11 protein-coding genes are annotated in these 12,968 nt (G+C 60.3%); 3 read left to right on the forward strand and 8 right to left on the reverse strand.

The features are described from left to right. Nucleotides 1–59: 59 nt before the first annotated feature. Complete coding sequence (locus QF043_RS17735) at nt 60–1,406, forward strand: MFS transporter (RefSeq protein ID WP_307419575.1); 1,347 nt, start codon at nt 60–62, stop codon at nt 1,404–1,406. A 160-nt stretch (nt 1,407–1,566) separates the two neighbouring features. Then, nucleotides 1,567–2,304 (forward strand): IclR family transcriptional regulator, encoded by a 738-nt coding sequence (locus tag QF043_RS17740; protein ID WP_307419576.1) that lies wholly within the window; start codon nt 1,567–1,569, stop codon nt 2,302–2,304. A gap of 73 nt (nt 2,305–2,377) precedes the next feature. On the opposite strand, the gene gabP is transcribed toward QF043_RS17740, so the two are convergent. The 4 genes from gabP to QF043_RS17760 form a co-directional block, all read right to left on the reverse strand. Next, on the reverse strand, nt 2,378–3,790 hold the full coding sequence (gene gabP / locus QF043_RS17745; RefSeq protein ID WP_373460709.1) for a GABA permease: 1,413 nt from the start codon (nt 3,788–3,790) through the stop codon (nt 2,378–2,380). 180 nt (nt 3,791–3,970) lie between these two features. Then, nucleotides 3,971–5,338, reverse strand: coding sequence for a glutamine synthetase family protein (locus QF043_RS17750; protein ID WP_307419577.1), 1,368 nt, complete (start codon nt 5,336–5,338; stop codon nt 3,971–3,973). A 72-nt stretch (nt 5,339–5,410) separates the two neighbouring features. Beyond that, on the reverse strand, nt 5,411–6,808 hold the full coding sequence (locus tag QF043_RS17755; protein ID WP_307421432.1) for an aspartate aminotransferase family protein: 1,398 nt from the start codon (nt 6,806–6,808) through the stop codon (nt 5,411–5,413). A 169-nt stretch (nt 6,809–6,977) separates the two neighbouring features. Then, nucleotides 6,978–7,769, reverse strand: a complete 792-nt coding sequence (locus tag QF043_RS17760; protein WP_307421433.1) for an SDR family NAD(P)-dependent oxidoreductase — start codon at nt 7,767–7,769, stop codon at nt 6,978–6,980. 96 nt (nt 7,770–7,865) lie between these two features. On the opposite strand from QF043_RS17760, the gene QF043_RS17765 reads away from it, so the two are divergent. Further along, nucleotides 7,866–8,771, forward strand: coding sequence for a LysR family transcriptional regulator (locus QF043_RS17765; protein ID WP_307419578.1), 906 nt, complete (start codon nt 7,866–7,868; stop codon nt 8,769–8,771). 112 nt (nt 8,772–8,883) lie between these two features. On the opposite strand, the gene QF043_RS17770 is transcribed toward QF043_RS17765, so the two are convergent. The 4 genes from QF043_RS17770 to QF043_RS17785 are packed head-to-tail and all read right to left on the reverse strand — an operon-like array spanning nt 8,884 to nt 12,898. Further along, nucleotides 8,884–10,494, reverse strand: a complete 1,611-nt coding sequence (locus tag QF043_RS17770) for a gamma-glutamyltransferase family protein (protein ID WP_307419579.1) — start codon at nt 10,492–10,494, stop codon at nt 8,884–8,886. A 23-nt stretch (nt 10,495–10,517) separates the two neighbouring features. Further along, entirely contained in the window at nt 10,518–11,297 is a 780-nt protein-coding gene (locus tag QF043_RS17775) for an amino acid ABC transporter ATP-binding protein (protein ID WP_065888097.1), read from the reverse strand. A gap of 2 nt (nt 11,298–11,299) precedes the next feature. Continuing rightward, nucleotides 11,300–12,076 (reverse strand): amino acid ABC transporter permease, encoded by a 777-nt coding sequence (locus QF043_RS17780; protein WP_003236553.1) that lies wholly within the window; start codon nt 12,074–12,076, stop codon nt 11,300–11,302. 12 nt (nt 12,077–12,088) lie between these two features. After that, entirely contained in the window at nt 12,089–12,898 is an 810-nt protein-coding gene (locus tag QF043_RS17785) for an ABC transporter substrate-binding protein (protein WP_307419580.1), read from the reverse strand. Nucleotides 12,899–12,968: the final 70 nt, after the last annotated feature.

The following is a 12,968-nucleotide window of genomic DNA, read 5'->3' on the forward strand; positions in this document are numbered from 1 at the left end:
TCTCCGAGCGAGGCACGGGCCGGAACACTTCTCCAAAAAAAACAAAATGGGAGAGCGTCATGTCTATCAGCTCCACCGAAATCAGCGCCATCGAGCGTTCAACCATGCGCAAGGTGGCGTGGCGACTGCTGCCGTTCCTGATCCTCTGCTACCTGCTGGCGATCATCGACCGCGGCAATATCGGCATGGCGTCCCTGCAGATGAACCAGGACCTGGGGCTCACGCCCGCAATCTTCGGTTTCGCCAGCAGCCTGTTCTTTGTCTCTTACTTCCTGGTCGAGGTGCCGAGCAACCTGGCGTTGCAACGTTTTGGGGCCCGCGTCTGGATCGCCCGCATCATGATCACCTGGGGGCTTGTCTCGGCGGGCACTGCGTTCGTGCAGGGTGCCAACTCCCTCTATGTGATGCGTTTCCTGCTGGGCGCTGCGGAGGCCGGGTTCTTCCCTGGCGTGTTGCTTTACCTGACCTATTGGCTGCCGGCTTCGTACCGTGGGCGCATGGTCGCGATCTTCATGGTCGCCATTCCCGGCGCCAACTTTATCGGTTCGCCCCTGTCCGGCCTGTTGCTGAGCATGGACGGCTGGTTCGGCATGCGCGGCTGGCACTGGCTGTTCATCATTGAAGGCATTCCGGCGGTGTTGCTGGGTATCGCCTGCCTGTTTGTGCTGACCGATCGCCCCGAGCAAGCGAAATGGCTGAGTGACGAGCAACGCACCTGGTTGACCCTGCGACTGGCTGAAGAACGCGGACGCAAAACCGCGATCGGGCATATCTCGCTGTGGAAGCTGCTGCGTCACAAACATATCTGGGTGTTGGCGCTGATCTATTCCGGCGCGTCGGCAGCGGGCAGCACCATGAGCGTCTGGGCACCGCAACTCCTCAAGACATTTGGCTTGAACAACCTGGAAATCGGATTGGTCAACGCGATTCCTTACGGCCTGGCGTCGATCTTGATGATTGTGTGGGGCCGCAGCTCCGACAAGACCGGCGAACGCCGCTGGCACACCGCGACCACCCTGTTGCTGATCACCGTTGGCCTGTTACTGGCGCTTTTGACCTCTTCGCTGTCGGCGACGGTGCTGATGATGTCCATGGTGTTGATCGGCGCTTACTCGATGAAAGGACCGTTCTGGGCACTGGTGTCGACGTGGCTGTCTTCCTCCACCGCAGCGGCAGGCCTGGCGGCGGTTGGCGCGATGGCCAACCTGATCGGCGGGGGCCTGATGGTCAACGTCTACGGCACCATCCAACATGCCACCGGCAGCCACGCACTGGCCTTGCTACCGCTGGCGGCACTGTGCGCGCTGGGCGCTTTGATGGTGCTGTTGATCGGCCGCAAACACATGAACCCTTCGAGTGATCCTGTGGCGTTCAAGAAGGAAGCCAAGGCTGGCTGCCCCCTGTAAAAGCTGCACCCTCGCTGCTGTCGGGTCGCGCCCGCCAGCAGCGTTTTTTTTTTGCAGCGCCAGGCTGATGGTCCGTGTGCATTGCCCCCACGCGTCAATGGCAGTATTTTGCAGCCTGTTCACGCGCCGCCCGACACCGCCACTCACAAGGAGCAACCCAATGGTAAAAATTCGCCCGCGCCCGGCAGTCACCGGGGTGGCTTCGGCTGATCGGGTGCTGACCGTGCTCACCGCGTTCAAAATAGGTGACACTGCCCTGGAACTGGCGGAGCTCGCCGACCGAACCGGGCTGATCAAAAGCACCATCATGCGCTTGATGGTCTCATTGGAAAATTACGGCCTGATCACTCGCCTGGCCGATGGCCGCTATCAACTGGCCACAGAGATCATGCGCTTGAACACTGTCTACCAGGACGGGCTGGACCTGGAGCGTCACATTACGCCCCTGCTGCACCGACTGACCCAGGAAACCGGTGAGACAGCCTCCTTCTACGTCAGGCATGGCGCCTACCGAATGTGCCTGTATCGAGTCAACTCACCCCATCATTTGCGCCTGCACCTGCAACCCGGCGACACCCGCCCAATGGACGGCGCGGCCGGCGCCGAAGCGCTGCGCACGCCCTACTCATTGGCGGCGAAGATGATCAAGCCGATCTACTCCGTAGGCGCGACAGATCCGCACGCGTCATCCATGGCACTGCCCATTTTCGGTCCAGGGGAAAACCTGATTGGCGCCCTTGTCTTGTCGGGCCCCGCCAGCCGGTTGACGGCCGAGCAAGCACAAACCCTGCACCCGCTGTTTCAGAACGCCGCCGTGCAACTCACCCGTAGCCTCGGCGGCGATGCCCTGGCGGATGCAGAAACGCCAACGACAGCCAAAACGCGCTCGAAAAAATAGAGGGCGGCGCCAGCGCAGACGCCAACGAGGTCAGGGCGAACTGATCCAACAGCAGCGGTGACCGGCCGTGCTTTCATGGGCGCGAGACGGCGGGAATCGGTTTTTGTACAGGGTGGGGATCCCGCGCGGTGATGACGCCGATCAGTGAAATCAGCAAGGCCAGGCCGATCGTCGAAGACACCTCGAAGCGATGCTCGGGGGTTAAAAGCATCACCGCCAATGCACAACAGATAAATACAATGACCGCCCAGGTGAGCCAGGGAAACAGCCACATTTTGAACGTCAGCAGAATATTGCGCTGTTGCAATACTTTGCGCATGCGCAATTGTGAAACGGCGATCACCAGGTACACCAGCAAGGCGATGGCGCCCGAACTGGCCAGCAGAAACTGGAACAGCCCAGCCGGCATGAAGTAACTGAGCAAGGTCACACCAGCGCCCAGGATGGTGCTGGCGATCACAGCAGCCCTGGGCACACTCTGTGCCGAGGTCTTTTTCATCAAGGCTGGCGCGTCCCCACGCTTGCCCAGTGAATACAGCATGCGCGAAGCAATGTAGATGGAGGAGTTCATGCAACTGGCCACCGCAATCAGCACGACGACATCCACCAGCAGCTTGGCATGGGGAATGTTCATCAACTCCAGTGCACGCTGATAAGAGCCGACCGACGCCAGCAACGGGTCATTCCATGGCACCACGGAAATAACCACGAAGATCGATAACACGTAAAACACGCCGATGCGCCACATCACCGAACGTGTCGCTCGGGCGATATTCTGCGCCGGGTTGCTGGACTCCGCAGCCGCAATGGTGACGGCTTCAGTGCCGATAAAACTGAACATGATGGTTATGAATGCGCCGACGACGGCCGACAAACCATTAGGCGCAAAGCCTCCATGCTCCTCCATCAGTCGACTCAAACCGCTGGCCTCCCGTTCGGGAATCCAGCCCATCAACACTGCGCCCCCCAGGCCGATAAAACCTATGATCGCCACCACCTTGGCCATCGCGAACCAGAACTCGAATTCGCCGTACTTGGACACACTGAACAAGTTGGTAACCACCAACAAAAAGATCGACAACAAGGCAAACAGCCAAGCGTCGATCTGCGGGAACCATTGGTTGAGGATGTGCCCGGCGGCCAATGCTTCGATGGGAATCACTAGCACCCAGAACCACCAGTAAAGCCAACCGATCGTGAAGCCGGCCCAGCGGCCGATAGCTTGATCGGCATAGGTTGAGAAGGATCCTGTGTCGGGGTTGGCGACCGCCATCTCTCCCAACATTCGCATTACCAGCACCACCAGCAGGCCGGAAAACAGGTAGGCCAGCATCACCGCCGGGCCCGCCGCCGCAATGGCGTGCCCAGACCCGACAAACAACCCTGCGCCGATAATCCCTGCAATGGAGAGCATGGTGACGTGACGCGGCTTGAAACCCTGCGCCAGCTGGCCGCTTGCATCCTTCGAACTTGGGCTGTTGATCATTCTTATTGTTCTCTTGGATCGACGTTAAGACGTACTGACTATAGGGTCAGGCGATCATCATTCTCCAATGACGGGTCACAATACGCGGCCTTCCCGGCGCAAAAATAGCCTCATAGCGGCACACAAGCGCCTGATATCGACATGCAGCGCGCTTTGTTAGACGCGTTGACGGGCCAACATTTATGCGTGAGTGAGGTACCAGCGCCAGTCCTGTTCTCCGACTTCAGCATTGAATTGACGGAACTCGCGCCACTTGATCGCCAGGAACACCTTCAGGAACTCGGCGCCCAGCGCCTCACGTGCCCAGGTTGAACGTTGCAATGCCTGCAACGCGGTCAGCCAGTCGGTGGGTAGAAAATCGGTCGCCTGTTCATAGCCATTGCCCACAATTGCCGCGCCGGGATCGCTTTCATGCGTGATGCCGTAGTGAATGCCCGCCAGTAACGCGGCAGCGGCGAGATAGGGGTTGGCATCGGCACCGCAAATGCGGTGTTCGATGTGCCGACTGAGTGCAGGGCCGCCGGGCACGCGGAACGAAACTGTGCGGTTGTTGACGCCCCAACTTTTAGCCAGCGGCGCGTAACTACCGGTCTGGAAGCGTCGATATGAATTGGCGTGGGGGCAAAATATCGCCAGCGAGTCAAACAAGGTCTCCATCATCCCGCCGATGGAGTGCCGCAACAGTGGCGTGCCCTGTGGGTCTTCGCTCGCATACAGGTTATTGCCGTGCTCGTCGGCAAGGCTGACGTGCAGGTGCATACCGCTGCCGGCCTGATCGCTGAATGGCTTGGCCATGAAGCACGCTTGCAACCCATGTTTGTTGGCCACACCCTTGACCAGGCGTTTGTAACGTACGCCTTCATCAATGGCCTGGAGTGCGTCGAACCGATGCTCCAGCGTCAACTCGAGCTGGCCTGGCGCGTACTCGGATATCGCCGTACGTACCGGCAAGCCCTGCAGCGCGCACGCCGCGTAGAGGTCATCAAGAAACGGTTGAAGCTGCTCCAGCTCGTAAACGCCATAGACCTGTGGTGCAACAGGGCGTACGCCATTGGCCTGCAACGCCGGCTGCGGCCGACCGTTGACGTCGCGTTGTCGGTCCAGCAGGTAAAACTCCAACTCAACCGCCATGACCGGATGCAGTCCATCGGCTTTCAGCCGCTCGATGGTGTTCACCAGTACGTGGCGCGGGTCCGCCGGTGCGGCGGGAATTCCTTGGCTCGGGTGCATGCTCACCTGCACTTGACCGGTGGGGTTGGTGCGCCAGGGTTGCAAGGTCAGGCTTCCCGCCAAGGGGTATGTCCAACAATCGGCGTCGGCAACCTCCCAGACCAAGCCTGTGTCTTCTACGTCTTCACCCTGCACGGTCAAGGCGAGAATGGAACTTGGCAATGGCCGACCATTTTCGTAGATCGCCAGCAGTTCGTCGCGATGCAACAGTTTGCCCCGTGGAACGCCATTCGCGTCGATAAGGAACAACTCGATGCTCAGCACTTCAGGGTGGGCGGCCAGATAATCCAGGGCCTCTTTTTTATCCGCAAATTGCATGTCAAACCTCTTAGCGCTCATTCAAGCGACTGGCAGTATTTAAGAACAATGGCGTTTTCAGACGTGCCGTTATCAAGCCATAACCCGCGCGCCAGGCAGGGCAAGCAGCGTGGTCAGCGCGTTATCCAACTCAGCGATCAGCCTGTCGATATCCGCGTCACGTGTTTGCGGACAGCACAGGGTCATGTTGTGAAAAGGCGTGATAAGAATTGCGCGATTGATCAGATAGAGATGCAGCGCCATTTGGAGGCTGTCGTGAAAAGCCGCTTCGGCTTGCGCGCCTGTTCTTGGCGGTGTGGCACAGAATTGAAATTCACAACGCGCGCCCAACTCTGTTACCGACCAGTTCAGTTGGTGCCGCTTGAACAACCCTCGAAACCCCTGGGCCAGCCTTGAGGCCAGCGCCAGCATGTGCTCGTAGGCAGACGCGGTCATGACCTCTTCGAGACTGACGCGCATGCAGCGCATCGCCAGTGCATTGGCCGACAGCGTCGTTCCCATGCCACTGTGGCCATGCCCGCCGCTCTCTTCGCTGATGGCCTTCTGGACGTCGCGCATGGCCGAGGCGACTGACTCGCTAACGCCAAACACCGCGCAAGGCACGCCACCTGCAATGGGTTTACCCACCACGAAAAAGTCGGGTTTCAAATCCCACTGGCGCGTGCACCCACCGAGGCCGGTGGAAATAGTGTGGGTCTCATCAATGACCAACAGGCTGCCATATTTACGGGTCAGCTCTCGACACTTTTGCATGAACCCCGGATCCGGCAGGACCATGCCAATGTTCGTCATCGCCGGCTCGCACATCAGCGCGCACACATCGCCCTGGGCTAACGCCGCCTCCAGTGCGGCGACATCGTTGAAGGGGATGGATCGACTGTATTGGCTCAAGTCGTAGGCTTGGCCCACCAGGCCTGAACGGTGCACTGTCTTGCCGTCGCGGTAGCGCACCATCACGTCATCCACGGTGCCGTGGTAGCAGCCGTCGAACACCAGCAAGACCTTGCGCTGGGTGATAGCGCGCGCCCAGCGCAGCACATAACGGTTGGCATCAGTCGCATTGGCGGTCACTTGCCAGTAAGGCAGCTCGAACCGCTCAGCCAGCAACTCGCCGCAGACCACCGCGTCTTCGCCCGGCAGCATCGTGGTCAAGCCATTGTTCGCCTGCTCGGTTATGGCGCGGGCAACAGGATCAGGTGAATGGCCAAACATGGTGCCGGTGTCGCCGAGGCAAAAGTCGATGTATTCATGCCCGTCAACGTCGGTGAAGCGCGCCCCTTTGGCACGCTGGACGAAGAGCGGCGAAGGCATCGACCAATCGCTCATCCAGTGCATGGGCACACCGTTGAACAGATTCGCCTTGGCGCGCTCGGCCAGCGCCAGTGAAGTGGGGTTGTTTTGTATAAACCGGGCACGCTCGGAGGCGGTAAAAGCAGCAATCGCTGATTCACTGATTCCACTTTTCGACATGATCAATACCCCATATTAATTATCAAATTAATTAAACGTTCGTCGCTCAATGACAGCCGGATACGGCTCAAAGAACTCAACTGTTCTTTGATACATCGCGCTTTTATAAATCTCGGTTATAGCCCCCCGCCCACTAGCGTGGATTGAGCGCGCTGGAGCGTATTCAAACTTAATAATCGCCGTGAGGGGCTTTGTTCTCGACCAGACAGTTCCCGCCATCCACCACAAGGACTTCCCCTGTGATGTAGCTGGCGTCAGGCGATGCCAGAAATGCAACCGCCGCCGCCACTTCGCGGGGGCTGCCTGCGCGCCCAATCGGGGTGAAGCGCCCCGCCTCGGCTTCAACGGGGGTGGTTGAGCCCGTGGTGATCCAGCCGGGGGCCACGCTGTTGACGGTAATCCCCTGCTTGGCGACCTCAAGCGCAAGCCCCATGTTCATGCCCACCATCGCGGCCTTGGCGGCGCTATACGCGGCTTCCCCCGGATTGCTCCCGCGGGTGCCCGTGGTGGAACTGATATTGACAATGCGCCCGTAACTTCTCGCCTTCATACCGGGCAACACGGCTCGGGTCAGCAGAAAGGCAGTGGTCAGGTTTCGGGCCAGTGAAAGGTTCCAGTCATGCAGTTCCATCGACGCCAATTCCGAGAAAATCTCAGGGCTGCCGTGCATGGACATACCGGCATTGTTCACCAGAATATCGACCCGCCCCCAGACTGACTCTGCCCAGAGGCTGAAGTCTCGCACCTGACTTTCATCGGTAAGATCAGTGGGCCTGCCTTCAACTTCAAACCCTTCAAGGCGCAGCGCTTTAACCCGATCCACAATGCGGTTGCTGCTGGCAGTGATGATCAACTTTGCCCCGGATGCACCTAGCCTGCGAGCGATAGCCATGCCGATCCCGGATTCACTCCCGGCACCACTGACGAGTGCAACATGCTCTCTCAATTGCGTATCCAACAGGGTGTGCCCCACGTAGTTAATGTGAAAGAGAGTAGAAACTAGGCGAATAAATCTGATACATAAAGACGATCATCATCAGAAAATCTGACAACTCCCATGGCGTTTACCAGTGAGTCACTTAAAATTTTCCTCGCGGTCATCGACAGCGGATCCTTTTCGGCGGCGGCGCGAAAATTAGGCCGGGTACCCTCGGCCGTTAACATGGCGGTGTCGCAGCTTGAAGCAGAGCTGGATTTGTTGCTGTTTGACCGATCAACTCGCAAAGCCATTCCTACGGCCGCCGCCAAGGCCCTTGAGCCCCAGGCACGACAGGTCGCGAGCCAGATAAACCTGCTGGATGCGCATGCCCTGCAGTTGCATCAGGGGTTGGAGGAGCGCCTGGTCTTTGCGATGGCGCCGGAGTTGCAAACAGGCGTATGGAATCGTCCGCTGTCGATTATCGCCAGGGAGTTTCCCACGCTGGAAATCGAGATTCGCTCCGCGTCCCATCCGGAGGCAATGCGCATGCTCCATGAAGGGCGTGTGCAATTGGCACTGGGATTTGAACGACCAGGGCTTGATGAGCGGGAAACATTTCTTGAAGCGGGGAGCCAGTTGTTAGTAGCGGTTGCTGCTCCAGATCACCCTGCGGCCGCCGGCAAGAAAAGCCCCTTGAGCGAGGAGCAACTGGTCAACGTTCGGCAGATCATCGTCGCCACAGGTGGACCTGCAGACTCTGACCCACGTGTTGTGCTGTCGCGGCGGATTTGGCACAGCGACAATTATCTGGCCACGCTGGACCTGGTGCAGCAAGGGTTGGGTTGGGCTTATCTTCCAAAATCGCTGGTACACCCTCTGATCACGTCAGGCGCATTGACGGAGGTGGTGTTTGACTACATGCCGAGTCAGATGCGGTTATGGGTCGATATCATCTGGGTAAAAAACCGCCCCCTGGGACTGGGCGCGCTGCGTTACCTGAGCCTGATACGCGAAATTACGCAGGGGGAGCCTCGCCGTATTTGATGAGTCAACGTGCACATTGAGGCTTGCGGCGGCGCCCACTCGCCGTCGCGACGATCAAACAACTCATCCCCCCACCATTATTAGCCGTCTGGCTCAGCGCTTGTGTCGCCGCTCACCAAACCGCGATATGTGAGTCCGCCCTTGGCTCAGTGCCCCCGCACAACACGCCGGTGGCCGGGTCACGCAGGATGATCTGCCCACGCCCGTAGTCGGTCAGGTCGCTGTCGGTCTGCACCTTGTGCCCGCGTCGCGCCAGCGCATTGACCAGGTCGCGGGACGCGCCGTGTTCGATGCCGACCTTCATGTCGCCCAGCCATTGCCAGCGCGGTGCGTCGAGGGCCGCCTGCGGGTTGAGGCCGAAGTCCACCAGGTTCATCACCATCTGCACATGGCCCTGGGGCTGCATGTAGCCGCCCATCACGCCGAACGGTCCAAGGGCCTGGCCGTCCTTGCTGAGAAAACCCGGGATGATGGTGTGGAAGGTTTTCTTGCCCGGTGCCAGGCAATTGGCATGGGACTCATCGAGGCTGAATTCCTGCCCGCGATTCTGCAAGGCGATGCCGCTGTCGGGCAGCACCACGCCGGAGCCGAAGCCGTGGTAGTTGCTCTGGATGAACGAAACCATATTGCCTTCGGCGTCGGCGGTCGCCAGGTACACCGTGCCGCTGGCATGGGGGGCGCCGGGTTTGGGCGGCTGCGCCTGTTCGCCGATCTGGCCACGGCGACGGGTGCTGTAATCGTCACTCAGCAGGTCGGCCACCGCCACGCGCATGTGCGCAGGGTCGGTGATGTAATGCAGGCCGTCGCTGTAGGCCAGCTTCATGGCTTCCAGCTGGCGATGCCAGGTTTGCTGGCTGTCGCGGTGATCGAAGTTGAAGCCTTCGAGGATCTTCAGCGCCATCAGTGCAACCAGGCCCTGGCCGCTCGGCGGGATTTCCCAAACATCCACGCCCCGGTAATTGATGTGGATCGGCTCCACCCACTGCGCGCGGTAATCCTTGAGGTCGCTGGCGCGCAGGTAACCACCGCTGGCGCGCGAATGCGCATCCAGGCGCTCGGCCAGCGCGCCGCGATACAGGCTTTCGCAGCCGGTGGCGGCGAGTTCTTCCAGGGTACGGGCCTGGGCCGGGTTGCGGAAAATCTCGCCGGCCCGGGGCGCGCGCCCGTCGATGAGGAAGGTGTCGAACCAGGCGTGCAGCACGTCATCGCGGTGCGGGCTGAATTCGTTCAAGGATATCTGCCATTGATGGGCGACCACCGGCGACAACGGGAAACCGTCGCGCGCCAGGCTGATGGCCGGCTGCAGCAAATCGGCAAACGGCAATTTACCGAAGCGTTTGGACAACTCGGCCCACGCCGACGGGCAACCGGGCACCGTCACCGAGGTCCAGCCGTACAGCGGCATCTGTTGATGCCCTGCCGCCTTGACCGCCTCGATACTCAAGGCGGCCGGCGCATGGCCGTTGCCGTTCAGGCCATGCAACTGCCCCTTGCACCACACCAGCGCAAAGGCATCGCCACCCAGTCCACAACCGGTGGGCTCTACAACGGTCAGCGCAGCGGCGGTGGCGATGGCGGCATCAATGGCATTGCCGCCCTTTTGCATGATTTCGATGCCGGCCTGGGCCGCCAGCGGCTGGGACGCCGCGACCATGCCGCGACGGGCAAATACGCTCTGGCGTTGCGACGGGTAGGGGTATTCGTGAGCGGAGAATTTCAACATGGCAAAGGCTCTTCAAAAAAAGGTCATAACACGCGGCTGAGAAACGCCCGGGTACGCGGATGGCTGGGACGGCTGAAAATCTGCTCCGGCGGCCCTTGTTCGATCAGCTCGCCCTGGTCGAGCACCACCACGCGGTCGGCCACTTCACGGGCAAAGCCCATTTCGTGGGTGACCACCACCATGGTCATGCCCTCCTCGGCCAGCTCCTTCATCACCTGCAGCACTTCGCCGACGGTTTCCGGGTCGAGGGCGCTGGTGGGTTCGTCGAACAGCATCGCCTGGGGTTTCATCGCCAGCGCACGGGCAATCGCCACCCGTTGCTGCTGGCCACCGGAGAGCATCGACGGGTAGTGGCTGGCCTTGTCCGCCAGGCCGACCCGCGCCAGCAAGCCCCGAGCCTGTTCCAGCGCCTGGGCACGCGGTACGCCGAGCACCTGGATCGGCGCTTCGATGATGTTTTCCAATGCAGTCATGTGCGGGAACAGGTTGAAGCGCTGGAACACCATGCCGATGTCGCGACGCTGACGGGCGATGTTGCGCTCCGAATCGCGCACCAGGCTGCCATCGGCGCGTTCGCGATAGCCCATGGCACGGCCGTTGACGCGAATGCGCCCGCCCTGGATGTCTTCCAGCAGGTTGATGCAGCGGATAAAGGTGGTCTTGCCGGAGCCGGAGGCGCCGATCAGCACCACTACTTCGCCACGCCGCACCTGCAGGGAGATGCCCTTGAGGATCTGCAACTCGCCGAACGACTTCTGGATATCCTGTGCGTCAATGATCAGCTCTTCACTTTGGTGCGCCATGGTTAACGTCCCCTCAGCAGTTTCAGGGTGCTGCGACCGAACATGCGGCTGGCGGCCGGAGGTGGCGCCGAAGGTCGATCGGACTGGCCGAAACGGTTTTCGAGCCAGCGTTGGAAAAAGCCCCACAGCGTGGTCAAGGTCAGGAAGTAAATCGCGACGACCAGGTACAACTCGAATACGCGAAACGTCGCCGAGGTCACCATCTGCGTGCTGAGCAACAACTCCTGCACGCCGATCACACTCACCAGCGTGGTGTTCTTGAGCATCACATTGAACTCATTGCCCAGCGGCGGCACGATCACCCGAAACGCCTGGGGCAGCACAATGCGCCGCATCAGTTTGCCGAACCCCATGCCCAGGGAACGCCCGGCTTCGTACTGGCCCTTGTCCACCGCGCCGATGCCGGCGCGGATGATTTCGGCCATGTACGCGCCTTCATTCAGGCCCAGGGCGATGATCGCCGCCTGAATATTGCCGGGGATGATCAGCCCGAACAGCTCGATGTCCTCGAAGCGGAAGATCCCGCCCGCTGCCAGTGCGGTGTACAAAAACACAATCTGCACCAGCAGCGGTGTGCCGCGCATCAGCCACACATAAAGGCGTACCGGCAGGTGCAGCAGCGGGTTCTTCGACAGGCGCAACAGCGCGGCCGCCAGGCCCAGCGCACAGCCGAGCAGCATCGCCAGCACGCTGATCAGGCACGTCAGCCACAGCCCGGTGAGGTAGACCCCACTGGGCTGCAGCAGGTATTGCCAGAACACATCCCAATTGAAATTCATTGTGGTAGAACCTCAGTCAAGTGAGTCGCTGCTGACGTGCCATTTGTTGAGCAATTGCACATAGCTGCCGTCGCTGCGCATGTCGCTGATGATCTGCTGCACGGCGGCGGTCAGTTGCGGGTCGTCCTTGCGCATGCCCAGGCCGGTGAGGATGCGGCTGAATGCAGGTACCCCTTCCTGGAACAGCTCCGGGGCCATCGCCGCGTAGTAACCGGCGGTTTCCACGGTGGTGCCATAGGCGTCGACCTGGCTGATGCGCAGCGCCTGGAACGCATCGGTGTCGGTGTTGTAGACCACCAGTTTCATCGGTGGCTTGCCGGCCTTGGCGAGGCTCTCGTTCTGGGTATCGAGCAGGGCCTTGATGGTAGAGCCGTTGAGCACCGCCACCTTGCGCGTGGACAGGTCATCCAGGGTCTTGATGCCTTTGGGGTTGCCCTTGGGCACCACCACCGCCTGGCTGGAATACATGTAGTTGACGATGTCGATCACCTGGCGCCGCTCGGGCTTGTCGAACAGTTGGTCGACGATCATGTCGCACTGCTGGGCAAGCAGCGCCGGCACCAGGCCGGAAAACGGAATGACCCGCCATTGCACGGTTTTATTGCCCAGGCGCTTGGCGATTTCCAGGCCCAGGTCGACGGTGAGCCCACGCGGTTTCTGGGATTCGTCGAAGGACACCAGGGGCGGTGAATCCATCCCCGAGCAATAGGTGAGTTTGTCGACGCTCTTCAGGCGCTCAGGCACCTGGACTGCGGCGCAGGCCCATTGCGTACAGAGACCCAGGGTTACAGCCACCAGCAAGGCGCGGTGTTGTTTATGCATGACCAGACACTCCACTTCGTTAAATAACGGGGCAGGAATCAACGTCTAAACATGGGCGGGTTGGGACCCG

The sequence above is a fragment of the Pseudomonas sp. W3I7 genome (assembly GCF_030816095.1).
GTDB lineage: Bacteria > Pseudomonadota > Gammaproteobacteria > Pseudomonadales > Pseudomonadaceae > Aquipseudomonas > Aquipseudomonas salomonii.